This is a genomic window from Pseudomonas fluorescens, assembly GCF_002837185.1.
GTDB lineage: Bacteria > Pseudomonadota > Gammaproteobacteria > Pseudomonadales > Pseudomonadaceae > Aquipseudomonas > Aquipseudomonas fluorescens_AM.
This window is the reverse complement of record NZ_KZ477999.1, coordinates 26,987-49,891: the sequence shown is the minus strand read 5'-3', so window position 1 is coordinate 49,891 and position 22,905 is coordinate 26,987. Positions and strand designations below refer to the sequence as shown.

Below are 22,905 nucleotides of genomic sequence, written 5' to 3'. Positions count from 1 at the left end.
CTTGCGCGGCACTGTGCGCCATTCTAACCCAGGCGACCAAGCCTGATCGCTGATGAGCAGCGACTGCGAGAGGCTAACGGTGCGTTATAGCAACTGCAAGCCACGCAGATCGTAGGAAAGTTCCTGGCTGGCTCAGCCGTTGCGCCGTCTGAGTGGTGACGAGCAAGCAGCGCAGCCATCCACCGCTGTCACCGCTCACCCTTTCCCGGTAAGGTGACCACCGCCGGCCTGGCTGCCGGGCAATCGCTGGATATACTCTGCGGTACCGGGCAAACCGGCACAGGGGCCAACCCGTGCGAAAACAAGCAAAGAGAGTGGTGTGATGGCAGGCAGGTTGATCTATCTCATCGGACCCTCAGGTTCGGGCAAGGACAGCCTGCTGGATGCCGCGCGTCCACGGTTGGCCGAGCATGGCTGCCGCATTGTGCGTCGCGTGATCACGCGCTCGGCCGAAGCGGTGGGTGAAGCGGCCCAAAGTGTAAGCCAGGAACAGTTCGCGCTGATGCAGGCTGAAGGCGCGTTTGCCCTCAGTTGGCAGGCCAATGGGTTGTCCTACGGCATTCCCAAGGAGATTGACGAGTGGCTGGCGGCCGGGGAGGACGTGCTGGTCAACGGCTCGCGTGCGTACCTGGCGCAAACCCGTGAGCGTTATCCGACACTGCTGGTACTGCTGCTGACCGTTGATCAAGCCGTACTGCGCCAGCGCCTGGTCGCGCGCGGGCGTGAGTCCCTGGTGGACATCGAGGAACGCCTGGCGCGCAACGCGCAGTTCACCGAGGCGCTGATCGCCGCCAATGGCGCGGGTTTGTTCGTGCTGGATAACTCCGGCCCGCTGGAACACACGGTCGCCCGTTTGCTGTGTTGCCTGGACCACGCGCACTCGGCTTGAGCCTGAAGCGGCGCCGAACCTCTCATCAATATCCGGTAAAACAACCGTCAGTCAGGCTTGGCCATTCTGTGCTTGAATAAATATAACTCTAGGGTTACGTTTATTCAGTCCGAGCCAAGGAGGCGACGGTGCAAAGCAGGCTATTGATCAAGGAATTGCTGGAAGCGGGCTGGGTGCTGGATAGGGTCACCGGCAGCCATCACCTTTTCACCCACCGCTATAACCCGTACACGATACCGGTGCCCCATCCGAAGAAGGATCTGCCGTTGGGCACCGTCAGAAGCATCAGGAAACGCGCCGGGCTGTTTCAGTTTTAAGGAGAGCATGCATGCAATACCCAATCTGTATCGAATGGGGCGATGACTTCACCGCCACCGGTATCCAGATCCCCGATATTCCGGGCGCCGTCACCGCCGGGGACAGTTTCGAAGAGGCCTACAACGCGGCCGTGGAAGTGGCGCACCTCATGCTGCATGAGATTGCCGCAGAGGGCGGGGTGATTCCAATGCCAACCTCGGTCGCCACTCATCACGCCCATGAAGGCTACGCCGGTATGGGCTGGGGTATGTTGGAGCTGGATATCTCGCCCTATCTGGGCAAGACCGAGAAGGTCAATGTGACCTTGCCCGGTTATGTGATCCAACGCATCGACCGTTACGTGCGTGAACACAACGTCAAAAGCCGCTCGTCATTTCTGGCGGATGCGGCTTTGGAGAAGTTGGTGCGTTCTTAAGCGTTGGCGACCGCTACCTGCCGCGACGCACTGAGGAACCGCAACAACGCCACCAGCGGGAATGCACTGCCCACCAGCATCACGCCCAGCCAACCGCCGTGTTCATACACACTGCTGGCAATCGCCGAGCCGAAGGCACCGCCGATGAAGATGCTGGTCATGTACAGCGCGTTCAGGCGGCTGCGACTATGGGCGTCGAGGGCGTAGACGGCACGCTGGCCGAGCACCATGTTCATCTGCACGCAGAAGTCCAGCACCACGCCCGTTACCGCCAGGCCGATCACGCTGTACAGCGGGTGCACGAAGGCCGGCAGGAAACTCAGCGCGCCCAGCAGCATGGCCAGCAACGAGGCGCGGTGGGTGTGACCGGCATCGGCCAGGCGCCCGGCGATAGGCGCGGCGATGGCGCCGATGGCACCGACCAGGGCGAAGATCGCGATCTGGGTCTGGCTGAGGCCGTGGTTGCGCACCAGTTCCAGTGGCGCGGCGGTCCAGAACAGGCTGAACGCGGCAAACATGCAACCTTGATAAAACGCACGCTGGCGCAGTACCGGCTGCTCACGCAGCAAGGTACCCAGCGAACCCAGCAACTGGCCGTAGCTGGCGCTGTGCGTCGGTTGACGCTTGGGAATGGTCAGCATCAACACCACGCTGATAAACGCCATCAACGCCGCCGCCGCCATGAACATCGCCCGCCAGCCGAAGTGGTCCGCCACCACGCTGGACACCGGCCGCGCCAGCAGAATGCCCAGCAGCAGGCCGCCCATGATGCTGCCCACCACCCGGCCACGTGACTCGGCAGGCGCCAGGTGTGCGGCCAACGGGATCAGGATCTGCACCGACACCGAGCTGAAGCCGATCAGCAGCGACACCAGCAAAAACAGGTTGGGCTGCTCGGTGAACGCGGCGCCCAACAGGCTGGCGATGGCCACCACGGTGGTGACGATCATCAGCCTGCGATTTTCCAGCAGGTCCCCCAGCGGCACCAGGAAGAACAGGCCCAGGGCATAGCCGATCTGCGTGAGCGACACAATCAGGCTGGCCATGGCCGGCGTGAGGCCGATGTCCGGGGCGATCAGTTCGATGATTGGCTGCGCGTAGTAGATGTTGGCGACGATGGCGCCGCAGCAAAACGCAAACAGCATGACCATGCCGCGGGTCATGGTGCCGGTAGCGTGGGGGGTAGCATTCATGGGGTTCTCATGCAGGCGAAGGACGATGGAATGAGAGAATAAAGACATCGGCCGACAGTGAGTAGGCCGCTTGTGGTGATAACTGTCATGCCGCGAAATAATGACTCGATATAATTATCTGTGGGAGGGGGCTTTGTAGGAGCAAGAGCTAGGCGCCCCCCTCGCTCCTACAGACTGGTATCAGGGCAAGCCCTCTCCCACAGTCATGGCGGTGTTTATCCAGCCGGAACGCTTACTGGCCGGTGTAAATCTGGTCAAACACCCCGCCATCGTTGAAGTGGGTTTTCTGCACGGTGCGCCAGTCACCAAAGGTCTTCTCCACCGACAGGAAGTCGACTTTCGGGAAACGGTCGGTGTACTTGGCCAGCACGTTGGGGTCACGCGGGCGCAGGTAATTGTTGGCGGCGATTTCCTGGCCTTCAGGCGACCACAGGTACTTCAAATAGTCTTCGGCGGCTGCGCGGGTGCCTTTCTTCTCGACCACTTTGTCGACCACCGACACCGGCGGCTCGGCCTCGGCGGACACGCTTGGGTAGATCACTTCGAACTGATCACGACCGAACTCACGGGCGATCATTTCCGCTTCGTTCTCAAAGGTCACCAGCACGTCGCCGATCTGGTTGGTCATGAAGGTGGTCGTTGCAGCCCGGCCACCGGTGTCGAGTACCGGCGCTTGTTTGAACAGCTTGCCGACAAAGGCCTTGGCTTTTTCTTCATCGCCGCCGTTTTTCAGCACATAGCCCCAGGCCGACAGGTAAGTGTAGCGGCCGTTACCCGAGGTCTTCGGGTTGGGCACGATCACTTGTACGCCATCCTTGAGCAGATCCGGCCAATCTTTCAGGGCTTTCGGGTTGCCCTTGCGCACGATAAATACAGTGGCCGAGGTGAACGGCGCACTGTTGTTCGGCAGGCGGGTGACCCAGTTGTCCGGCACCAGCTTGCCGTTGTCGGCCAGGGCGTTGATGTCGGTGGCCATGTTCATGGTAATCACGTCCGCCGGCAGGCCGTCGATCACCGAGCGCGCCTGTTTGCTGGAGCCGCCGAAGGACATCTGCAGGGTCAGCTTGTCATTCGGGTGCTCGGCGTCCCAATGCTTCTGGAAGGCGGCGTTGTAGTCCTTGTAGAAATCACGCATCACGTCATAGGAGACGTTGAGCAGAGTGACCGGAGCCGCCTGGACGGCGCCGGCCAAGGCCAGGCCGGCGGCCAGGAGGGAGGCGCTGAGGATGTTTTTCACTGCTCATTCCTTGTTGTTCGAGAGACGGGGGGAGGCACAATGCCAGCGACTATAGCCGGGGCTGCATAGCCGCTTAAAGATTAAAAAGAACTTTGCTTATTCCACTTTCTTAAAGAGGTTGCTGCCACAGCGTGAGCAAAACGCTGCATTCGGCTCGTGACTGTTCTTCTTGCACACCGGGCAGTCGGTCTGCAGCTGTTCACCGCGCATGGCACTGGCCAGCTCGGCGGTGAATATTCCGGTAGGCACGGCAATAATCGAGTAACCGGTGATCATCACCAGCGAGGAAATGACCTGGCCCAGGGGAGTCTTGGGCACGATATCGCCAAAGCCCACGGTGGTGAGCGTCACGATCGCCCAATAAATGCCCTTGGGAATGCTGGTAAACCCGTGTTCCGGGCCCTCGATCACGTACATCAGGGTGCCGAACACCGTCACCAGGGTGCACACGCTGACCAGGAATACCACGATCTTCTGCTTGCTGCCGCGCAGTGCCGCCATCAGGTAGTTGGCCTGCTTGAGGTACGGACTGAGCTTGAGGACGCGGAAGATCCGCAGCATGCGGATGATGCGGATGATCAGCAGGTACTGCGCGTCGCTGTAGTACAGCGCAAGGATGCCGGGAACGATGGCAAGCAGATCCACCAGGCCATAAAAGCTGAAGGCGTAGCGCAATGGCTTGGGCGAGCAGTACAGGCGCAGGCCGTACTCGATGGCGAAGATCAGCGTGAAGCCCCACTCGATATAGGCCAGCACGTCAGCGTAGTTCTGGTGGACTTCGTCGATGCTGTCGAGCATCACGATCACCAGGCTGGCGAGGATGATCAACAACAGGATGCCGTCAAAGCGCCGCCCGGCGACGGTGTCGCTTTGGAAAACCATCACGTAGAGCCGCTGGCGCCAGTCGTTGTTGCTGTCCATAAATCCCGCTCGAATTGAATATCGGCAAAGCCTAGGGGGATTCGTACGGACTGTCCATGCGCGGTTTGCGCAGTATTCGCTGGCTGGCGCGCACCAGCCAGCAGGTCAGAATGAATGGCGCGGTCAGCGCCGGCAGGTGCAGTGCGGCGAAGCCGGGTGTGAGCATGATTGCCAGGACGATGCCGATCAGCGGCAACCAAGGCTCGCGGCGCGCCTGGCTCAATGCCAGGGCGGCGAGCGCTGGGTTATAGCTGTGCAGACCGAGCAGGGCGCCGCTGGTTTCGCCCGGCAGCAAGGCGACCAGCACGCCGGCGATGGCGCCGGTCAGTGCCCACACAGCGGCGCGCCGGTCAGACAGCAGCAGGCCGAGCGCAATCAAGGCCCCGGCCACGGGCTGATCCAGCAGCATCACTTGCGCCAGGCCGGTAAACGGCGCAGCGATTACCGTCAGGGTATCGGGCTCGCTCAGGGCCAAGGTAGCGGGGGCGATGTTGCCCAGCAATAACCAGCCCAGGACGACAAAGGGTGTGGTGTAGGCGGGCAGATCCTGGGGTTGGGCGGCGTATTTCGACCACTGCCGCACCAGCATTGCGCTCAAGCCGCCACAGGACAGGATCAGCGGCGGCACCAATGTCGACCAGGCGAAGTGGTGGCTGATCAACAAGCCCAGCAATACGCCGTTGTAGCTGTACAGTCCGGCCTGGCGTTCAGCCTTGGGGTAGCCGCGTCGCTGGGCCGTGAGCAAGCCCGCGAGGCCGCCCAGCAAGGCGCCGCCGAGCAAAGCCGGCGCGCCGACCAGGATCGCCAGCAGGCACAGCAGGCCGCACAGCGGATGGCGCTGGAGGAAGATCTGGCTGAAGCCGTTGAGCAGGGCTTCGGCCCAGTCGGGGCAGGTTGGATTGTGCATTGGGGGGCGTCAATGAGACCGAGTTGTGCCTATCGGGGGCAAGCCCCCTCCCACATTGGCCTGCATTCACAATCGCAACTATGTGAACCCAATCAAGTGTGGGAGGGGGCTTGCCCCCGATGAGGCCCGAACAGACGTTAAATCAGGGTTTCGATACGCAAGGAATTGGTCGACCCCAACTGCCCGAACGGCACCCCCGCAGTAATCACCAAGGTATCCCCACGCTGCGCCATGCCCTGGGCCTGGGCGATCTCAAGCGCGGTGGAACACACCTCATCCACCTGTCGAAGCCGATCATTGACCACCGAGTGCACCCCCCACGCCACGCTCAAGCGCCGCGCCGTGGACAGGTTCGGCGTAAGCGTGAGGATCGGCGCCACCGGCCGCTCCCGTGCCGCGCGCAGGCTGGAGGCGCCCGACTCGCTGTAGTTCACCAGGACCGCCACCGGCAGGATGCTGCTGATACGGCGGATCGCGCAGCTGATGGCGTCCGACACCGTGGCATCCGCCCCGGGCCGGCTCACATCCAGCTGGGCCTGGTAATCCGGACCGTTTTCCACTTGGCGGATGATCTTGCTCATCATCTGCACGGCTTCCAGCGGGTATTCGCCCGAGGCGGTTTCGGCCGACAGCATCAGCGCATCCGCACCTTCAGCCACCGCATTGGCCACGTCGGTGACTTCGGCGCGGGTCGGTGCTGGAGAGAAACGCATGGATTCGAGCATCTGGGTCGCCACCACCACGGGTTTACCCAGTTGGCGGCAGGTTTGGATGATGTCCTTCTGGATGTGCGGCACGCTCTCGGCCGGCACTTCCACGCCCAGGTCGCCGCGGGCCACCATGATCGCATCGCTCAATTGGGCGATTTCGCGCAATTGTTGAACCGCCGAGGGCTTCTCGATCTTGGCCATCAGGAATGCCCTGTCGCCGATCAGTGCGCGGGCTTCGCGGATATCTTCCGGGCGCTGCACGAACGACAGCGCCACCCAGTCCACGCCCAGCGCCAGGCCGAAGCTCAGGTCGCGACGGTCCTTGGCGGTCAGCGGGCTGAGTTGCAACAGTGCCTGGGGCACATTCACGCCTTTGCGGTCGGACAGCTCGCCACCATTGAGCACGGTGGTGTCGATGGCGTCAGCGTGACTGGTGATGACGCGCAGGCGCAGCTTGCCGTCGTCCAGCAACAGGTCCATGCCGGGCTCCAGTGCCGCGATGATTTCCGGGTGGGGCAGGTTGACCCGACGTTGATCGCCCGGTGTTTCATCCAGGTCCAGGCGCAGCGCCTGGCCGCGCACCAGTTGTACCTTGCCCTCGGCAAAGCGCCCGACGCGCAACTTGGGCCCTTGCAGGTCCATGAGGATGCCCAGCGGGTAATTCAGCTGGCGCTCTACCTGGCGAATCCACTGGTAGCGCTGCGCGTGATCGGCGTGGTCACCGTGGCTGAAATTGAGGCGAAAGATATTCACCCCGGCCTGCACCAGCTCGCGTATCTCGTCGATCCCATCGGTGGCCGGGCCCAGGGTGGCGAGGATTTTGACCTTCTTGTCAGGCGTCATGTTTGGCAGTCTCAAGGATCAGGATGGCGCGCAAGTCGTTGACGTTGGTGCGGGTCGGCTCGGTGATGATCAAGTCGCCCAGGGCGGCGAAATAGCCGTAGCCGTTGTTGTTATTCAGCTCATCGCTGGCGCTCAGGCCCAGGGCTTCGGCGCGGCGGTAGCTGCACGGGGTCATGAGCGCGCCGGCGTTGTCTTCCGAGCCATCGATGCCATCGGTGTCGCCTGCCAGGGCGTACACGCCAGGCAGGCCCTTGAGGCTGTCGGTGAGGCTGAGCAGAAATTCCGCGTTGCGCCCGCCACGGCCATTGCCGCGTACGGTGACGGTGGTTTCGCCGCCGGAGAGGATCACGCACGGCGCCGCCAGTGGCTGGCCGTGCTGCACGATTTGCCGGGCGATGCCGGCGTGCACCTTGGCCACCTCGCGCGCTTCACCTTCGAGGTCGCCGAGGATCAGCGGGCTGAAACCGGCCTGGCGGACTTTTACCGCCACCGCTTCCAGGGATTGCTGCGGCCGGGCGATCAATTGGAAGTGGCTGCGGGCGAGCAGCGGGTCGCCGGGCTTGACGGTTTCCGAGGCGGGATCCTGCAGCCAACTGCGCACCGAGGCGGGGACGTCAATGCCATAGCGCTTGAGGATTGCCAGGGCCTGCTGCGAGGTACTGGGGTCACCGACGGTAGGGCCGGAGGCAATTACCGTGGCCAGGTCGCCCGGCACATCGGAAATTGCGTAGGTATAAACCGTGGCCGGCCATGCCGCCTTGGCCAAGCGCCCGCCCTTGATCGCCGAGAGGTGCTTGCGCACGCAGTTCATCTCGCCAATGGTGGCGCCGGACTTGAGCAGGGCTTTGTTGATGCTTTGCTTGTCGGCCAGGGTGATGCCGTCGGCGGGCAGGGCGAGCAAGGCGGAGCCGCCACCGGAGAGCAGGAAGATCACGCGATCGTCTTCGTTCAGATCGCTGATCAGTTCCAGCACGCGCTTGGCCACGGCCAGGCCGGCAGCGTCGGGCACGGGATGCGCGGCCTCGACCACTTCGATTTTCTTGCACGGTGCGCCATGGCCGTAGCGGGTGACGACCAGGCCGCTGACCTCGCCCTGCCAGCTGTTCTCCACGACCAGCGCCATGGCGGCTGCGGCCTTGCCGGCGCCGATCACGATCACACGGCCGCTGCGGTCGGCGGGCAGGTAAGGTTCAAGGACTTGCCGGGGGTGGGCGGCGGCGATGGCTGTGGCAAACAGCTCACGAAGCAGGTGTTGCGGATCGGCCGACATAGGCGGGCTCCCGGGGATTCTTGTTATTAGAGATGCAACAATCCAGCGATGAAATGAGGGCCGAATGTGGGAGGGGGTTTGCCCCCGATAGCAGTGTTTCAGTCACATCACCTATACCTGATACACCGCAATCGGGGGCAAGCCGCCTCCCACACTGGATTGCATTTCAAGGTGGGTTACTTGTCGCGAATCGAGAAGTTCGCCATATGCTCCAGGCCCTTGATCAGCGCCGAGTGGTCCCAGTTACCGCCGCCAAGCGCGGCGCAGGTGCTGAACACTTGCTGGGTGCCGGCGGTGTTCGGCAGGTTGATCCCCAACTCCTTGGCCCCGGCCAGGGCCAGGTTCAGATCCTTCTGGTGCAGGTTGATGCGGAAACCCGGATCGAAGGTGCCCTTGATCATGCGTTCGCCATGCACTTCGAGAATCTTCGACGACGCAAAGCCGCCCATCAGCGCTTCACGCACCTTGGCCGGGTCCGCGCCATTTTTCGAGGCGAACAGCAGTGCTTCGGCCACCGCCTGGATATTCAGCGCGACGATGATCTGGTTGGCAACCTTGGCGGTCTGGCCATCGCCGTTGCCGCCGACCAGGGTGATGTTCTTGCCCATGGCCTGGAACAGCGGCTGGGCGCGCTCGAAGGTCTGCGGCTCGCCACCGATCATGATGCTCAAGGTGCCAGCCTTGGCGCCGACTTCACCGCCGGACACCGGTGCATCCAGGTAGTGCGCGCCGGTCTCGTTGATCTTTGCCGCGAACGCCTTGGTGGCGGTGGGGGAGATCGAACTCATGTCGATCACCACTTTATTGGGCGACAGGCCGGCGGCTACACCGTCGGCACGGAACAGCACGTCTTCGACCTGCGGGGTGTCCGGCACCATCACGATGATGAATTCGGCTTCCTGGGCGACTTGCTGCGGGTTGGCCAGCGCCACCGCGCCAGCAGCGATCAGCTCGGCCGGCGCTTTGCCGTGATGCTCGGAGAGAAACAATTGATGTCCTGCTTTCTGCAGGTTGGCGGCCATGGGTTGGCCCATGATGCCGGTGCCGATAAATCCGATTTTAGCCATGATGAAAGTCCTCTTTTTTATTCGGTAGGCAGACTTGTTGAGGTCTGCCAGACACGGCAAGTCCAATGTGGGAGGGGGCTTGCCCCCGATAGCGGTGCATCAGCCGGCACATCTGTTGAATGAGACATTGCTATCGGGAGCAAGCCCCCTCCCACATTTTTTGTGTTGTGTCTGTTAGATGGCGTTATGGGTTTTGAGCCAACCCAAACCCGCTTCGGTGGTGGTCAACGGCTTGTATTCACAGCCAACCCAACCTGCGTACCCGATGCGGTCCAAATGCTCGAACAGGAACCGGTAATTGATCTCCCCCGTTCCCGGCTCGTTACGCCCCGGGTTATCTGCCAGCTGGATATGGTTGATGACCCCCAGGTGCGTCGCCATGGTCCGCGCCAAGTCGCCTTCCATGATTTGCATGTGATAGATGTCGTATTGCAGGAACAGGTTGTCACTGCCCACCTGCTCGCGAATCGACAGGGCCTGGGCGGTGTTGTTCAGGTAAAAGCCTTGGATGTCGCGGGTGTTGATCATCTCCATCACCAGCCTGATGCCCGCCGCCTGCAACGCGTCGGCGGCGTACTTGAGGTTGGCGACGAAGGTCTTTTCCACGGTTTCGTCATCCACGCCTTGCGGCCGGATACCCGCCAGGCAGTTGACCTGGGTATTGCCCAGCACCTGGGCGTAGGCGATGGCCAGCTTGACCCCGGCGCGAAACTCCTCGACCCGGTCGGGGTGGCAGGCCAGGCCGCGCTCGCCTTTGGCCCAGTCCCCGGCCGGCAGGTTGAACAGCACCTGGGTCAGACCGTTGGCGTCGAGCTGCGCCTTGATGTCGGCTGAACTGAATTCATACGGGAACAGGTATTCCACACCTTCGAAGCCCGCATCGGCGGCCGCTTTGAAGCGGGCAAGGAAATCCTGTTCGGTAAACAGCATGGACAGGTTGGCGGCAAAGCGCGGCATAGGGTTCTCCTTAATCGAGCAGGGAAATGGCGGTCGGTGCGTCGTTGCCGACCAGGGCCAGGTCTTCGAATTCGTTGACGGCGTTGATCTCGGTGCCCATGGAAATATTGGTCACCCGTTCCAGAATAATCTCAACGATCACCGGCACCTTGAATTCTTCGATCATTTGCTGGGCGCGGCGCAGCGCCGGCTGGATCTGGCTCGGCTCGAACACACGCAACGCCTTGCAACCCAGGCCCTCGGCGACGGCCACATGGTCGACGCCATAACCGTTGAGTTCCGGTGCGTTGAGGTTGTCGAAAGACAACTGCACGCAGTAGTCCATTTCAAAGCCGCGTTGCGCCTGGCGGATCAAACCCAGGTAGGAGTTGTTCACCACCACGTGGATATACGGCAGCTTGAACTGCGCGCCGACTGCCAGCTCTTCGATCATGAACTGGAAATCATAGTCGCCGGACAACGCCACGACTTTGCGGCTCGGGTCGGCCTTGACCACGCCAAGCGCCGCCGGAATGGTCCAGCCCAGGGGGCCCGCCTGGCCGCAGTTGATCCAGTGGCGTGGCTTGTACACATGCAGGAACTGCGCGCCGGCAATCTGCGACAGGCCGATGGTGCTGACGTAGCAGGTGTCTTTGCCGAACACCTGGTTCATCTCTTCGTACACTCGTTGCGGCTTGACCGGTACGTTGTCGAAGTGGGTCTTGCGATGCAGGGTGGCCTTGCGCTGCTGGCAGTCGTGCAGCCAGGCGCTGCGGTCCTTGAGCTTGCCGGCGGCTTTCCACTCGCGGGCCACTTCAATGAACATCGTCAGCGCGGAACCGGCGTCGGACACGATGCCCAGGTCCGGGGTGAACACGCGCCCAATCTGCGTGGGTTCGATGTCGACGTGAATGAATGTGCGGCCTTCGGTGTACACCTCCACCGAGCCGGTGTGACGGTTGGCCCAGCGGTTGCCGATACCCAGCACCACGTCCGACTTGAGCATGGTCGCGTTGCCATAACGGTGGGACGTCTGCAGGCCGACCATGCCCACCATCAGCGGGTGATCGTCGGGGATGGTGCCCCAGCCCATCAAGGTCGGGATCACCGGGATACCCGTCAGCTCGGCGAATTCCACCAGCAACTCGCTGGCATCAGCGTTGATGACCCCGCCGCCGCTGACCAGCAAGGGGCGCTCTGCCTGGTCGAGCAGGGCCAGGGCCTTTTCCACCTGGATGCGGGTGGCCAAAGGCTTGGCCAGGGGCAGCGGTTGGTAGGCATCGATGTCGAACTCGATCTCGGCCATCTGCACGTCGAACGGCAAGTCGATCAAGACCGGGCCGGGGCGGCCGGAGCGCATTTCATAGAAAGCCTTCTGGAACGCGTAGGGCACTTGGCCCGGTTCCAAGACGGTGGTCGCCCACTTGGTCACCGGCTTGACGATGCTGGTGATGTCCACCGCCTGGAAGTCTTCCTTGTGCATCCGGGCACGCGGCGCTTGCCCGGTGATGCACAGGATCGGGATCGAATCGGCCGAGGCGCTGTACAGGCCGGTGACCATGTCAGTGCCCGCCGGGCCCGAGGTGCCGATGCACACGCCAATATTGCCGGCCTTGGTGCGGGTGTAGCCCTCGGCCATGTGTGAGGCGCCTTCAACGTGGCGAGCAAGGACGTGATCGATGCCACCCACCTTCTGCAAGGCCGAATACAGCGGGTTGATCGCGGCGCCTGGGATACCGAAGGCGGTGTCCACCCCTTCACGGCGCATCACCAGGACGGCGGCTTCGATTGCTCTCATTTTGCTCATGGTTTTGGTGCCTCTTGCGTTTTGTAATTGTATACAAGTGGTGTCAGGGCAAAGTGTATTCACGGCGAGCGGCGTAGGTCAATGCATTTTATATGCTGACTTTTTCGTTCGTCCGAATCGCTTTTTTCGACGTATGGAAGGTTTGTTTGAAAATATTGTATACAAAAACAAATATCATTGTGTTCTATTTGTTCGATGCGGCATCTGATCAAACAGACGCTCCAACGTATTCCCAATAACAAGAAGGACGGCACCATGAGCGCTTTAACCTTGAAGATTGCCACCCAACTGGCCAGCCAGGCCCTCGCTGCGGGCCGCACCATTGCCGCCGCGCCGCTGACCATTGCAGTGCTCGACAGTGGCGGGCACCTGGTCGCCCTGCAGCGCGAAGACGGCGCGAGCCTGCTGCGCCCGCAGATCGCGATCGGCAAAGCCTGGGGCGCGATTGCCCTGGGCAAAGGCTCACGCCTGCTGGCGCTCGATGCGCAGCAGCGGCCGGCGTTTATCGCAGCGCTGAACAGCCTGGGGCAGGGCAGTGTGGTGCCGGCGGCGGGCGGGGTGTTGATTCGAAATCAGGATGGCGTGGTGCTGGGGGCGATCGGGATCAGTGGGGACACGTCGGATATTGACGAACAGTGTGCGATCACGGCGATCGAGGGGGTGGGGTTGAGGGCGGATGCGGGGGTGTCGGCTTAAAGTACTGAGTGACTGTCAGGGCCTCATCGGGGGCAAGCCCCTTCCCACAGTTGACCGCATTCTCAAAGTGAACATCGGTGAAGTGTGGGAGGGGCTTGCCCCCGATTGGCACAGGCACCTCAGTGCGTCAGTCCGGCTCACACCCCTTGAGCACCAACCGAATGATCGTCTGCGCCGCCGCCTCATAATCGGCCTCATCCAACTTGGCCTTGCCCGTCACCGCAGAGATCTGCCAGTCGAAATCCGCATAGGTCTGGGTCGCCGCCCAGATGCTGAACATGAGGTGATTAGGCTCGATCTTCGCGATCAGGCCGCGCTCCACCCAGTCCTGGATGCAGTCGATATTGTGCCTGGCCTGGGCATTGAGCTGTTCGACCTGCTCGGCGCTCAGGTGCGGCGCGCCGTGCATGATTTCACTGGCGAACACCTTGGAAGCAAACGGCAGGTCCCGGGATATGCGGATCTTGGAACGAATGTAGTTGCTCAGTACTTCCTTGGGATCGCCATCGGCGTTGAAGGGCGTGGAGGCAGCCAGGATCGGCTCGATAATGCTCTCAAGCACCTCGCGGTAGAGGTTGTCCTTGGACTTGAAGTAATAGTAGACGTTGGGCTTGGGCAGCCCGGCCTTGGCGGCGATGTCGCTGGTTTTGGTCGCGGCGAAGCCCTTGTCGGCAAACTCCTCGCTTGCCGCCCGCAGGATTTTTTCTTTGTTGCGCTCGCGAATGCTGCTCATAAACCAGAGGTTTCCTTGCCATGACAGGCGGTTGCGCATGGTAGCACCGGCCATCCGCGCGCCTCAACAATGTGCCCGCTAAGCACTGCGCCGCGCTATGCTCGCCTCATCTATCACTTAACGGATACCCGATTCATGGCAGGAAGCAGCTTGTTGGTTTTGCTCGACGATATCGCCGCGGTACTCGATGACGTTGCACTGATGACAAAAATGGCGGCGAAGAAGACCTCGGGTGTGCTCGGCGATGACCTGGCGCTCAATGCCCAGCAAGTCTCCGGCGTGCGCGCCGAGCGGGAAATTCCCGTGGTGTGGGCGGTGGCCAAGGGCTCGTTCGTCAACAAGTTGATCCTGGTGCCGACCGCACTGTTGATCAGCGCTTTTGCCCCTTGGGCGGTGACGCCACTGTTGATGCTGGGCGGCGCCTACCTGTGTTTCGAAGGGTTCGAAAAACTCGCGCACAAATTTCTGCACAGCAAGGCGCAAGACCAGGCCGAACACGCGCAGTTGAGCGAAGCGGTGGCCGACCCGGCGACTGACCTGGTGGCCTTCGAAAAGGACAAGATCAAAGGCGCGATCCGCACCGACTTCATTCTGTCGGCCGAAATCATCGCCATCACCCTCGGTATCGTGGCCGATGCGGCGTTGACGCAGCAGGTGATCGTGCTGTCGGGCATCGCCATTGTCATGACCGCAGGCGTTTATGGGCTGGTGGCGGGTATCGTCAAACTCGATGACTTGGGGTTGTGGCTGACACAGAAACCGGGGCAAGTGGCGCGCAGTATTGGCGGCGCCATCCTGAGTGCCGCGCCTTATATGATGAAAAGCCTGTCGGTGATCGGCACGGCGGCGATGTTCATGGTCGGCGGCGGTATTCTCACCCATGGCGTGCCGGTGGTGCATCACTGGATCGAAACCGTCAGCCAGAACAGCGGGGCGCTGGCGTGGCTGATGCCGACGTTGTTGAACGCGGTGGCGGGGATTATTGCAGGGGCTGTGGTGTTGGCCGTGGTCAGCGTGGTCGGCAAGGTTTGGAAAGCGTTCAGGGCATGAAGTAGCAGGCATAAAAAAGGCCATTCGATTGAATGGCCTTTTTTTGTGGTCAGGAGATGATCGTTCCTTTGCTCCGCGTGGGAACGATCTAAGGGGCGCTGTTTACTCGGCAATCTGCAACTTGCGCGATTCGGTGTAGATGTACCGCACCTTCTCATACTCGAACGGCGAGTTCATCTGACCATAGCGGAAGCTGGTCTGGTAGCGCTTGTCCACAGCGCGCAATGCCCAGATTTCCGGGTGGTTGGAGCTGACTTCGGACACATTGAGGAAGTTGATCTGCGATTCTGCGGTGTAGTCCACCAGCAATCCGGTGGTATCGCGCAGGTTCGACGGGCCGAAGATCGGCAGCACCACATAGGCCCCGCCGGGTACGCCGTAGAAGCCCAGGGTCTGACCGAAGTCTTCGCTCTGGCGCGGCAGGCCCATGGCGGTGGCCGGGTCCCACAGGCCGGCGATGCCGATGGTGGTGTTGACCAGCAGGCGTCCGGTGGTTTCCAGGGAGCGATGGCCCTTGAGTTGCAGCAGGCTGTTCAACAGATTGGGCACGTCGCCCAGGTTGTTGAAGAAATTGCTCACGCCGGTGCGCAGGAAACTTGGGGTGACGTAGCGGTAACCGTCCACCACCGGCAGGAACACCCACTGGTCGAAGCGATAGTTGAAGTGATACACACGGCGGTTCCACGACTCCAGCGGGTCGTAGACGTTGAGTGCGGTCAGCGACGAGCGCTCGAATTCACGTTGGTCTAGACCTGCGTTGAACTTGAGTTTGGTCAACGGTTCCTTGAACCCGTCGGCATCGACCTTGACCGGTTCGTGGGCCTTGCTGTTGTCGGCATTGGCCACGCCTGCGCACATCAGTGCGGCAAGCAGCAGAAGATATTTAGCCACGGAAGAACTCCAGCATGGCGTCGGCGTTGACGCGGTAATTGAGGTTGCCGCAGTGGCCGCCCAGCGGGTAGACGGTCAAGCGATCGCCGAAGGTTTTACGCAGGAAACCCAGGTCGCCCGGGCCGAGGATCACGTCGTCGGCGTTGTGCATCACGGCGATTTTCGGGCTGGCGTGCAGGTAGTCCTTGAGCGCATACAGGCTCACCTGGTCCACCAGTTGCAGCAGACTGCCGCCGTCGGAACGGGCGCGCCACATCGGGATCACCTGTTCGGTGAGGTAGCAGTCGAAGTCGCATTGCAGGGCACGCTTGAGGAACGGCGTGAGGCTGGTGCCTTCGGTGATCGGGTATTTCGGCGGGATGATCAGGCCGCGGCGGTTGATCAGGTCCGAGGTAAAGGCGATGTCGGCGGCAGAGAAGCGGAACGAGGTGCCGATCAGCATGGCCATCTGTTCGTTGGTCAGGTGCTGCTTCGATTGCTGGAAGTCGTAGAGCAGGGCGTCATTGAGGTCGATGTAGCCCTTTTGCTGGAAGTAGCGGGTCAGCTTGCTCAACACCAGCTCATAGAAGGTGGTGGTGTTGTTGATGCCCTTGACCTCGGTCTGGACCAGCTTGTCGAGGTTGGTGATCGACGTGTAGAGGTTGACCGGTGGGTTGAGCAGCAGCACTTTCTTGAAGTTGAAGCTGCGACGGGTTTCGTCGAGCTTGCTGACAAAAGCTGCATCCAGGGCGCCCAGGCTGTAGCCGGTGAGGTAGAAGTCGGTCACCGGCAACGAAGCGTTCTGCGCGCGCACGGCTTGCATCACGCGGTACATGTCTTCGGCGTCTTCCTGGGTGATACCCGGGGTGGCGAAGCGCGACGCGGCGCTGATGAAGTCGAAGCTGGTCGGCGATGACAACTGCACCACGTGGTAACCGGCCTGGTAATACAGTTTCTTCAGGTATTCGTTGATGCTGCTGTCGAAGCGCGCACCGGTGCCGGCGATCAGGAAGATCAACGGCGCGGCGCGGTCCTGCTTGGCGATGCGGTAGGTGAGTTTCTTCACCGCCCAGAAGTTGTCCGGCAGGCTGAACTCGCGCTCGGGGCGCATGTTCAAGGTGTAATCGGATTGATTGATCTCCTCGTCAGTCGGCAACGTGGGCCGAAGATCGGGCGGCGTGGTGGCGATGGTCGCTTCGAACGGGTTCGTCAAAGGGTAGCCATAGCTGGCCTGGTCGATATCGACGGCCAGTGCTGACGCACTCAAAAAAAGGCTGCCCAGTAAGGCAGCACAGCGCAAGGAACGGAGCATGACTTAATCCCTAAGAGGAAAGGTGCTGAATGAAATTCGCAGGCTATGACCACCGCGTTGCCCCCGAAGTGCCAGCCTTCGGCACGAAAAGTCGGAAATAAACGTCGGAATCGGGGTAATAGCTGGCAGAAGATACACTTTGCCACGCATTGATGAACAGATATCTGCGCAGACACCTTGCTAACGGCCGCTGTGGGATTAAGCTGAGCGCCGTTTTTGCCTATCGGAGTGCCTTATGTCCCGTCGTTTGCCATTGATCCTGCTGCTTATCGCCCTGCCGTTATGGTTGGCGGCCAGTTATGCCGCGCGGTATGGCTTCATGGAGGACGGGCAGTGGGTCGGCATTTGTGCTGATGAAGCCAGTCGCTGGGAATGCCAGGTGCGTTCGAACCTTGGGTTGATGATCCACTTCAAGGTGCTGGGTTGGGCGGCGCTGGCCACATCAATACTGGCGTTTATCGTGCCGGGGCGTGCGGGTTGGGCCTTGGCAGTCTTGGCGATGGTGTTCGGGTTGCCGGCACTGGCGTTGTACAACACCACGTTTGCGGTGTTTGCAGTAGTGATTGCGGGGTTGCGGTTGGTCAGGAAGCCTCGCGCTGTCTGACAGGGCCAATCGGGGGCAAGCCCCCTCCCACATTTGGAATGCGGTCAAGTGTGGGAGGGGGCTTGCCCCCGATGGCGGTGTCAGGCCCTGCGCACCCGCAGACAACGCCACAAAGCCACAACCATAAGCACGCTCACCACCGCCCACCCCCAAGCCTGCTGATTCAACAATCCCTCACGGTACAACTGCGGCGCAATGCCGGCACCGATGATGAAGGCCAGCAGCGCAATTTCCCGACGCGGTCCGGTCACCGGGCGCACCAGGTACACCAGGGCCGGCAGTACCAGTGCCGCGCTCGGAAAGCTGCGATAGCGCGGGTCAAACACCAATGCGAGCATCATCACCGCGCCGGCAAACCCGGCAATCGCCACCAGCCAGCCCGCCCGCTGCTCCAGCCAGTTGAACGCTCGCTCACGCCACCCATCACGGACGCCGAGCGCCAGGGCAGCGTGGGCCAGTACCAGCAGGTTCAACCCCACCAGCAAGCCGGCCCACACCCACTCATCATTAAAGCGTGCAGTCACGCGGGTCAGTTCGGCCCAGGTGCCGATGGAGCACGCCGCGATCGCGCCGAGCAATGGCAGTGCAAGAGCCGCGCGGGTCGTATGGACCCGTCCGCCCAGCACCAAGGTACCCAACAGGATGATCCCGCCCACTCCCAGCCATAGCGGCCAGTACGGCACATTGGTCACCGGCCCTGCGAGGATGCCTTTGTCCTGGCGGTCTGCATCGAACAGCCCCCAATAACCGCCCACGGCACCTTCACTGGCGCGCTTCCACGGCTGGTCAAAGGCTTCAATCAGGTTGTAGCGCCAGCCATTGGCTTCGGCCATGGCGACAAAGCCGCGCATGAACCTGGCTTCATTGACCCGGCTCGGCACGGCGGTTTCGCGCTGACGTCCTTCACTGGGCCAGCCGGTTTCGCCAATCAGGATGTCCTTGGGCGCGAACTTGTGGCCGAAGGTCTGTCGTACATCGCCTACGTGCTTGAGCGCCTGGTCGATGCCGGACGGCTCATCTTCCCAGTACGGCAGCAGGTGGATGGTCAGGAAGTCCACCGCCGGAGCGATCTCCGGGTGCTGCAGCCAGAATTCCCAGACATCGGCGTAGGTGACCGGCTGCCTGATCTGGCGTTTGACGGCCTGGATCAGCGTCACCAGTTGCCTGGCGGTGACTTCCTTGCGCAACAGCGCTTCGTTGCCGACGATGACCGAGGTCACCACGTCCGGGTTGGCATTGGCTGCCGTGATCAACTCGTCGATTTCCTTTTGAGTCGCCACCGGGTCGCTGCTCACCCAGGCTCCGGCCATCACCTTCAGGCCATGCTTGCGCGCCATCTGCGGCAAGGCTTCGAGGCCGGTCATGGAGTACGTGCGAATGCATTCAAAGCGTGTGGCCAGCAGGGCCAGGTCGGCGTCCATGCGCTCGGGACGCAGCTTGAACGGCTGGTCGAACGGCGATTGGTCCTTGTCGAAGGGCGTATAGGACGCACATTGCAGCTTGTGGCTGGCGCTCGCCACATCCGGCAGCACCACGGGCCGGCCGAGGCCATACCAGTAGCCGACAAGGGCGAGCACACCCAGGATCAACGCAAGAAAATAGGGCAGGACGGGGAAGCGGGCAGTCGCGGGCATGGTCGGCTTATCTGGGAGAGCAAAGGCGCGCATCTTACCCGGATTTGGCCTGTGCCAGTGCGGCTGCATAATTTTGACATGCAAACTTCGGGCGTGATTCTGACGATAACTCCTACAAAACGTCCTGCTGGCTATGTGATGTCGTTTCCTGCTCAACCAAGGTCGCTGACAGAGCAGGGCAAAGGCCTACGCAGGTTGATGATAAAACTGTCAGTACTCCACTGATGCCTCAGCAACCGGCTCGATGCGCGTGAAGGGGGCGCGGTGCACCGTATAACAACAGGTTGACGTCGCTCGGCATTCGTCGGGCGCAGCACTTTCGGGGAAGTACTATGAAGATGCGACGACTCTTGGGCGCAGCTGCCACGCTGGTAGTTGCGATGGGCTCCACACTGGCCAGTGCCGACAGCAAAACCCTGAGCATCGGCTATGTGGATGGCTGGTCCGACAGCGTGGCCACCACCCACGTGGCGGCAGAAGTGATCAAGCAAAAGCTCGGCTACGATGTGAAGCTGCAAGCGGTCGCCACCGGGATCATGTGGCAGGGTGTGGCCACCGGCAAGCTCGACGCCATGCTGTCCGCCTGGCTGCCGGTGACCCACGGTGACTACTGGACCAAGAACAAGGACAAGGTGGTCGACTACGGCCCCAACTTCAAGGATGCAAAAATTGGCTTGATCGTGCCGGAGTACGTCAAGGCCAAGTCCATCGAAGACCTCAAGACCGACACCACCTTCAAAAACAAGATCGTCGGTATCGACGCCGGTTCAGGCGTGATGCTCAAGACCGACGAGGCCATCAAGCAATACGGGCTCGACTATAAACTGCAAGCCAGCTCGGGCGCCGCAATGATCGCCGAACTGACCCGCGCCGAAGACAAGCAGGATTCCATCGCGGTCACCGGTTGGGTGCCGCACTGGATGTTCGCCAAGTGGAAGCTGCGTTTCCTGGATGATCCAAAAGGGATTTATGGTGCTGCTGAAACCGTCAACAGCATCGGCAGCAAGGGCCTGGAGAAGAAAGCACCGGAAGTTGCGGCCTTCCTGAAGAAATTCCAGTGGGCCTCCAAGGATGAGATCGGCGAAGTCATGCTGGCCATTCAAGAAGGCGCCAAGCCCGATGCCGCGGCCAAGGATTGGGTGGCCAAGCACCCTGAGCGCGTAGCCGAGTGGACCGCTGAATAAAAGCCACTGCTGTAGCCCTGTGGGAGGGGGGCTTGCCCCCGATAGCGGTGTGTCAGTCAATGATGCTCTGACTGAACACTCGCCATCGGGGCAAGCCCCCTCCCACATTGCTTTTATTCGGCCTCAAGTTTTTCTGCGTCCCAGCAAACCCTCGCTACACTCGATCTACTACTAAGGTCGTCTGGAACCCTTTCCACAGCCGCATACAGTGGATACGTTCCAATAATAAAAAAGCTGTGCTGCGAGGATAAAAACAATGAACGACAGCATTTACCTCTCGATTCAAAACAGCCCGCGTTTCAAGGAGCTGGTCAGGAAAAGGGAAAGGTTCGCCTGGATTCTCTCGGCGATCATGCTAGGGCTTTACTCCGGATTCATCCTGTTGATCGCCTACGGGCCACAAGTGCTGGGGGCCAAGCTCAGCCCTGGTTCATCCATCACCTGGGGCATCCCTATCGGGGTCGGGCTGATTGTCTCGGCCTTCATCCTCACCGGCATCTATGTACGACGCGCCAACGGCGAATTCGACGACCTGAACAATGCGATTCTCAAGGAGGCTGCGCAATGATCCGTCGTCTATTGGCCGTGTTCGGCGCTTCAGTCTTTGCGCCCGCCGTTTGGGCGGCAGATGCATTGACCGGTGAAGTGCACAAGCAACCGCTGAATATTGCAGCGATCCTGATGTTCGTGGCCTTTGTCGGCGCGACGTTGTGCATCACCTACTGGGCTTCCAAACGTAACAATTCGGCGGCCGACTACTATGCGGCCGGCGGCAAGATCACCGGTTTCCAGAACGGCCTGGCGATTGCCGGCGACTATATGTCGGCCGCGTCCTTCCTGGGGATTTCCGCGCTGGTGTTCACCTCCGGTTATGACGGCCTGATCTACTCGATCGGCTTCCTGGTGGGCTGGCCGATCATTCTGTTCCTGATCGCCGAGCGCCTGCGCAACCTGGGCAAGTACACCTTTGCCGACGTGGCGTCCTATCGCCTGGGGCAAACCCAGATCCGCAGCCTGTCGGCCTGTGGTTCGCTGGTGGTGGTGGCGTTCTACCTGATCGCGCAGATGGTCGGCGCGGGCAAGTTGATCCAACTGCTGTTCGGCCTCGATTACCATGTGGCGGTGATCCTGGTGGGTATCCTGATGTGCCTGTACGTGCTGTTCGGCGGCATGCTGGCGACCACCTGGGTGCAGATCATCAAGGCGGTGCTGCTGCTGTCCGGTGCCTCGTTCATGGCGCTGATGGTCATGAAGCACGTCAACTTCGACTTCAACATGCTGTTCTCCGAGGCGATCAAGGTTCACCCCAAAGGTGAAGCGATCATGAGCCCCGGCGGCCTGGTGAAAGATCCGATCTCGGCGTTCTCCCTGGGCCTGGCCCTGATGTTCGGTACCGCTGGCCTGCCGCACATTCTGATGCGCTTCTTCACAGTGAGCGATGCCAAGGAAGCGCGTAAGAGCGTGTTGTATGCCACAGGCTTCATCGGCTACTTCTATATCCTGACCTTCATTATCGGCTTCGGTGCGATCCTGCTGGTCAGCACCAACCCGGCGTTCAAGGACGCGGCCGGCGCCTTGCTCGGCGGCAACAACATGGCGGCAGTGCACCTGGCCAACGCGGTGGGCGGCAGTATCTTCCTGGGCTTCATCTCGGCCGTGGCCTTCGCCACCATCCTTGCGGTGGTTGCCGGCTTGACGCTCGCGGGTGCATCGGCGGTGTCCCACGACCTGTACGCCAGCGTGATCAAGAAAGGCAAGGCCAACGAGAAGGACGAGATTCGCGTGTCGAAGATCACCACCATCGCCCTGGCGGTGCTGGCTATCGGCCTGGGGATCCTGTTCGAAAGCCAGAACATTGCGTTCATGGTCGGCCTGGCGTTCTCGATTGCCGCCAGCTGTAACTTCCCGGTGCTGCTGCTTTCCATGTACTGGAAAAACCTCACCACCCGTGGCGCCATGATTGGCGGCTGGCTGGGCCTGATCAGTGCCGTGGGCCTGATGATTTTGGGTCCGACCATCTGGGTCTCGATCCTGCACCATGAAAAAGCCATCTTCCCGTACGAGTACCCGGCGCTGTTTTCGATGATCATTGCGTTCGTGGGCATCTGGTTCTTCTCCATCACCGACAAGTCGGCGGCGGCAGAGAAAGAGCGTGCGCTGTACTTCCCGCAGTTTGTGCGTTCGCAGACGGGCCTGGGGGCGAGTGGGGCGGTTAACCACTAAGCTTTTAGAGGGATAAGGAAATGCCCCGGTTGAAAGGCCGGGGTATTTTTTTGTCTGCAGGTTTGTGGTGCCTGGTCTGGCCCCAT

At 61.1% G+C, this 22,905-nt stretch carries 22 protein-coding genes; 9 read left to right on the top strand and 13 right to left on the bottom strand.

Annotation, left to right across the window (positions count from 1 at the left end):
- Window positions 1-322 precede the first annotated feature (322 nt).
- The 3 genes from phnN (at window position 323) to CIB54_RS15525 (ending at window position 1,622) form a co-directional block, all read left to right on the top strand.
- Window positions 323-889, top strand: coding sequence for a phosphonate metabolism protein/1,5-bisphosphokinase (PRPP-forming) PhnN (gene phnN / locus CIB54_RS15535; protein ID WP_101220217.1), 567 nt, complete (start codon window positions 323-325; stop codon window positions 887-889).
- Window positions 890-1,017: 128 nt separating this feature from the next.
- Window positions 1,018-1,206, top strand: a complete 189-nt coding sequence (locus CIB54_RS15530; protein ID WP_065934378.1) for a type II toxin-antitoxin system HicA family toxin — start codon at window positions 1,018-1,020, stop codon at window positions 1,204-1,206.
- A gap of 11 nt (window positions 1,207-1,217) precedes the next feature.
- Window positions 1,218-1,622, top strand: coding sequence for a type II toxin-antitoxin system HicB family antitoxin (locus CIB54_RS15525; RefSeq protein ID WP_065949146.1), 405 nt, complete (start codon window positions 1,218-1,220; stop codon window positions 1,620-1,622).
- On the opposite strand, the gene CIB54_RS15520 is transcribed toward CIB54_RS15525, so the two are convergent.
- The 9 genes from CIB54_RS15520 to gcl form a co-directional block, all read right to left on the bottom strand.
- Complete coding sequence (locus tag CIB54_RS15520) at window positions 1,619-2,815, bottom strand: MFS transporter (RefSeq protein WP_101220216.1); 1,197 nt, start codon at window positions 2,813-2,815, stop codon at window positions 1,619-1,621. The genes CIB54_RS15525 and CIB54_RS15520 overlap by 4 nt on opposite strands.
- A gap of 232 nt (window positions 2,816-3,047) precedes the next feature.
- Window positions 3,048-4,052: a sulfate ABC transporter substrate-binding protein gene (locus tag CIB54_RS15515; protein WP_065898042.1), complete on the bottom strand. Its 1,005-nt coding sequence runs from the start codon at window positions 4,050-4,052 to the stop codon at window positions 3,048-3,050.
- 96 nt (window positions 4,053-4,148) lie between these two features.
- Entirely contained in the window at window positions 4,149-4,973 is an 825-nt protein-coding gene (locus CIB54_RS15510) for an ion transporter (RefSeq protein ID WP_065949143.1), read from the bottom strand.
- Between the two features lie 31 nt (window positions 4,974-5,004).
- Entirely contained in the window at window positions 5,005-5,880 is an 876-nt protein-coding gene (locus CIB54_RS15505; RefSeq protein WP_101220215.1) for an urea transporter, read from the bottom strand.
- Window positions 5,881-6,017: 137 nt separating this feature from the next.
- On the bottom strand, window positions 6,018-7,433 hold the full coding sequence (gene pyk / locus CIB54_RS15500) for a pyruvate kinase (protein ID WP_101220214.1): 1,416 nt from the start codon (window positions 7,431-7,433) through the stop codon (window positions 6,018-6,020).
- Window positions 7,423-8,703, bottom strand: coding sequence for a glycerate kinase type-2 family protein (locus CIB54_RS15495; RefSeq protein WP_101220213.1), 1,281 nt, complete (start codon window positions 8,701-8,703; stop codon window positions 7,423-7,425). The genes pyk and CIB54_RS15495 overlap by 11 nt, the downstream gene beginning before the upstream one ends.
- 176 nt (window positions 8,704-8,879) lie before the next feature.
- The gene (locus CIB54_RS15490) at window positions 8,880-9,770 is read right to left on the bottom strand and encodes a 2-hydroxy-3-oxopropionate reductase (RefSeq protein ID WP_101220212.1); all 891 of its coding nucleotides are present in this window, start codon (window positions 9,768-9,770) and stop codon (window positions 8,880-8,882) included.
- A gap of 174 nt (window positions 9,771-9,944) precedes the next feature.
- Complete coding sequence (hyi, locus tag CIB54_RS15485; RefSeq protein ID WP_101220211.1) at window positions 9,945-10,727, bottom strand: hydroxypyruvate isomerase; 783 nt, start codon at window positions 10,725-10,727, stop codon at window positions 9,945-9,947.
- 10 nt (window positions 10,728-10,737) lie between these two features.
- Window positions 10,738-12,513, bottom strand: coding sequence for a glyoxylate carboligase (gene gcl, locus CIB54_RS15480; protein ID WP_065949137.1), 1,776 nt, complete (start codon window positions 12,511-12,513; stop codon window positions 10,738-10,740).
- Between the two features lie 255 nt (window positions 12,514-12,768).
- On the opposite strand from gcl, the gene CIB54_RS15475 reads away from it, so the two are divergent.
- Complete coding sequence (locus CIB54_RS15475; protein ID WP_101220246.1) at window positions 12,769-13,209, top strand: GlcG/HbpS family heme-binding protein; 441 nt, start codon at window positions 12,769-12,771, stop codon at window positions 13,207-13,209.
- Between the two features lie 127 nt (window positions 13,210-13,336).
- Here the strand turns inward: CIB54_RS15475 and CIB54_RS15470 are convergent, their stop codons facing one another.
- On the bottom strand, window positions 13,337-13,942 hold the full coding sequence (locus tag CIB54_RS15470) for a TetR/AcrR family transcriptional regulator (protein WP_065949212.1): 606 nt from the start codon (window positions 13,940-13,942) through the stop codon (window positions 13,337-13,339).
- A 135-nt stretch (window positions 13,943-14,077) separates the two neighbouring features.
- Between CIB54_RS15470 and CIB54_RS15465 the strand changes: the two genes are divergently transcribed.
- Window positions 14,078-14,992: a DUF808 domain-containing protein gene (locus CIB54_RS15465; protein WP_065949136.1), complete on the top strand. Its 915-nt coding sequence runs from the start codon at window positions 14,078-14,080 to the stop codon at window positions 14,990-14,992.
- Window positions 14,993-15,094: 102 nt separating this feature from the next.
- Here the strand turns inward: CIB54_RS15465 and CIB54_RS15460 are convergent, their stop codons facing one another.
- Together CIB54_RS15460 and CIB54_RS15455 are read right to left on the bottom strand one after the other, a co-directional pair.
- Window positions 15,095-15,883 (bottom strand): MlaA family lipoprotein, encoded by a 789-nt coding sequence (locus CIB54_RS15460; protein WP_057722699.1) that lies wholly within the window; start codon window positions 15,881-15,883, stop codon window positions 15,095-15,097.
- Entirely contained in the window at window positions 15,876-17,174 is a 1,299-nt protein-coding gene (locus CIB54_RS15455) for a serine/threonine protein kinase (RefSeq protein WP_065949135.1), read from the bottom strand. The genes CIB54_RS15460 and CIB54_RS15455 overlap by 8 nt, the downstream gene beginning before the upstream one ends.
- Window positions 17,175-17,409: 235 nt before the next feature.
- Between CIB54_RS15455 and CIB54_RS15450 the strand changes: the two genes are divergently transcribed.
- Complete coding sequence (locus tag CIB54_RS15450; RefSeq protein WP_065949134.1) at window positions 17,410-17,778, top strand: hypothetical protein; 369 nt, start codon at window positions 17,410-17,412, stop codon at window positions 17,776-17,778.
- An 80-nt stretch (window positions 17,779-17,858) separates the two neighbouring features.
- On the opposite strand, the gene CIB54_RS15445 is transcribed toward CIB54_RS15450, so the two are convergent.
- Window positions 17,859-19,412: a glycoside hydrolase family 17 protein gene (locus tag CIB54_RS15445; protein WP_101220210.1), complete on the bottom strand. Its 1,554-nt coding sequence runs from the start codon at window positions 19,410-19,412 to the stop codon at window positions 17,859-17,861.
- A gap of 332 nt (window positions 19,413-19,744) precedes the next feature.
- Here CIB54_RS15445 and CIB54_RS15440 point away from each other — a divergent pair, with 332 nt between their 5' ends.
- From CIB54_RS15440 to CIB54_RS15430, 3 genes are all read left to right on the top strand, one after another.
- Window positions 19,745-20,596 carry a glycine betaine ABC transporter substrate-binding protein gene (locus CIB54_RS15440; protein WP_101220209.1) on the top strand — a complete coding sequence of 284 codons (852 nt, stop codon included), beginning with the start codon at window positions 19,745-19,747 and terminating at the stop codon, window positions 20,594-20,596.
- Window positions 20,597-20,852: 256 nt separating this feature from the next.
- Complete coding sequence (locus tag CIB54_RS15435) at window positions 20,853-21,164, top strand: DUF485 domain-containing protein (protein ID WP_057014105.1); 312 nt, start codon at window positions 20,853-20,855, stop codon at window positions 21,162-21,164.
- Entirely contained in the window at window positions 21,161-22,819 is a 1,659-nt protein-coding gene (locus tag CIB54_RS15430; RefSeq protein WP_065949131.1) for a cation acetate symporter, read from the top strand. The genes CIB54_RS15435 and CIB54_RS15430 overlap by 4 nt, the downstream gene beginning before the upstream one ends.
- Window positions 22,820-22,905: the final 86 nt, after the last annotated feature.

Excerpts from the sequence above, each read along its gene's own strand:
- phnN (WP_101220217.1), top strand. The coding sequence starts at position 323 with ATGGCAGGCAGGTTGATCTATCTCATCGGACCCTCAGGTTCGGGCAAG.
- CIB54_RS15525 (WP_065949146.1), top strand. The coding sequence starts at position 1,218 with ATGCAATACCCAATCTGTATCGAATGGGGCGATGACTTCACCGCCACC.
- CIB54_RS15520 (WP_101220216.1), bottom strand. The coding sequence starts at position 2,815 with ATGAATGCTACCCCCCACGCTACCGGCACCATGACCCGCGGCATGGTC.
- CIB54_RS15510 (WP_065949143.1), bottom strand. The coding sequence starts at position 4,973 with ATGGACAGCAACAACGACTGGCGCCAGCGGCTCTACGTGATGGTTTTC.
- CIB54_RS15505 (WP_101220215.1), bottom strand. The coding sequence starts at position 5,880 with ATGCACAATCCAACCTGCCCCGACTGGGCCGAAGCCCTGCTCAACGGC.
- pyk (WP_101220214.1), bottom strand. The coding sequence starts at position 7,433 with ATGACGCCTGACAAGAAGGTCAAAATCCTCGCCACCCTGGGCCCGGCC.
- CIB54_RS15495 (WP_101220213.1), bottom strand. The coding sequence starts at position 8,703 with ATGTCGGCCGATCCGCAACACCTGCTTCGTGAGCTGTTTGCCACAGCC.
- CIB54_RS15490 (WP_101220212.1), bottom strand. The coding sequence starts at position 9,770 with ATGGCTAAAATCGGATTTATCGGCACCGGCATCATGGGCCAACCCATG.
- hyi (WP_101220211.1), bottom strand. The coding sequence starts at position 10,727 with ATGCCGCGCTTTGCCGCCAACCTGTCCATGCTGTTTACCGAACAGGAT.
- gcl (WP_065949137.1), bottom strand. The coding sequence starts at position 12,513 with ATGAGCAAAATGAGAGCAATCGAAGCCGCCGTCCTGGTGATGCGCCGT.
- CIB54_RS15475 (WP_101220246.1), top strand. The coding sequence starts at position 12,769 with ATGAGCGCTTTAACCTTGAAGATTGCCACCCAACTGGCCAGCCAGGCC.
- CIB54_RS15470 (WP_065949212.1), bottom strand. The coding sequence starts at position 13,942 with ATGAGCAGCATTCGCGAGCGCAACAAAGAAAAAATCCTGCGGGCGGCA.
- CIB54_RS15465 (WP_065949136.1), top strand. The coding sequence starts at position 14,078 with ATGGCAGGAAGCAGCTTGTTGGTTTTGCTCGACGATATCGCCGCGGTA.
- CIB54_RS15455 (WP_065949135.1), bottom strand. The coding sequence starts at position 17,174 with ATGCTCCGTTCCTTGCGCTGTGCTGCCTTACTGGGCAGCCTTTTTTTG.
- CIB54_RS15450 (WP_065949134.1), top strand. The coding sequence starts at position 17,410 with ATGTCCCGTCGTTTGCCATTGATCCTGCTGCTTATCGCCCTGCCGTTA.
- CIB54_RS15445 (WP_101220210.1), bottom strand. The coding sequence starts at position 19,412 with ATGCCCGCGACTGCCCGCTTCCCCGTCCTGCCCTATTTTCTTGCGTTG.
- CIB54_RS15440 (WP_101220209.1), top strand. The coding sequence starts at position 19,745 with ATGAAGATGCGACGACTCTTGGGCGCAGCTGCCACGCTGGTAGTTGCG.
- CIB54_RS15435 (WP_057014105.1), top strand. The coding sequence starts at position 20,853 with ATGAACGACAGCATTTACCTCTCGATTCAAAACAGCCCGCGTTTCAAG.
- CIB54_RS15430 (WP_065949131.1), top strand. The coding sequence starts at position 21,161 with ATGATCCGTCGTCTATTGGCCGTGTTCGGCGCTTCAGTCTTTGCGCCC.